Source organism: Glycomyces algeriensis, from assembly GCF_027622855.1.
GTDB lineage: Bacteria > Actinomycetota > Actinomycetes > Mycobacteriales > Micromonosporaceae > Glycomyces > Glycomyces algeriensis.
On record NZ_JAPZVR010000034.1, the window covers coordinates 1 to 799 of the forward strand.

Genomic DNA, 799 nt, shown 5'->3' on the forward strand with positions numbered 1-799 from the left:
CGCACCCACCGGTGCCGCGGCGCGTGCTCGTCGCCTTGTGCGCCACCCAGATCACCAGCTGGGGCGTGCTCTTCTACGCCCTCCCGGTCCTGCTCGGCGACATCACCGCCGACACCGGCTGGTCGACCGCCGCCGTCATGGGCGCCTTCTCCGCCGGGCTCGCCGCATCAGCACTCGCCGGCATCGTCGTCGGGCACCTCCTGGACCGCCGGGGGCCTCGTCTCGTCATGACCGCGGGCTCCGCACTCGCCGCGGTCGCGCTCGTCGGCGTCGCCACCGCGCCGAACCTGTGGACGTTCACCGCCGCCTGGATCCTCGCCGGCGTCGCCCAGGCCGCCGTCCTCTACAAGCCCGCGTTCGCCGCCATCACCGCCTGGTACGGCCCCAAACGCGTCCAGGCCCTGACCGTCCTCACCCTCGCCGGAGGCCTGGCCAGCACCGTCTACGCGCCGTTCACCGCCTACCTCACGACGCACTTCGACTGGCGCGGCGTCTATCTCGTGCTCGCGGCGATCCTCGCCGCCCTCACGATCCCCGCCCACGCCATAGCCCTCGACCCGCCATGGCCCCAGGCCCCGGCCGAAACCGGCGGCGACGCGGCCACCGCACTCGACCGCCGCACGATCATCACCTCGCCGACGTTCATCGCCCTGGCCGCAGCGATCGCGCTGGCCGCCTTCACGATGAGCACCTCGAACCTGTACCTCGTCCCGCTCATGACCGGACGCGGCACGGACACCGCCACCGCCGCATGGGTCCTGGGCATCTGCGGCGCAGGACAGCTCCTCGGCCGTATCGC

Annotated in this window: 1 protein-coding gene; it reads left to right on the top strand. The window is 73.0% G+C overall.

Annotated features, from left to right (window positions below; all coding sequences use genetic code 11):
* Positions 1-23: 23 nt before the first annotated feature.
* Positions 24-799: MFS transporter (locus O2L52_RS25285; protein WP_270119060.1), on the top strand; the 776-nt coding region annotated here is incomplete at its 3' end.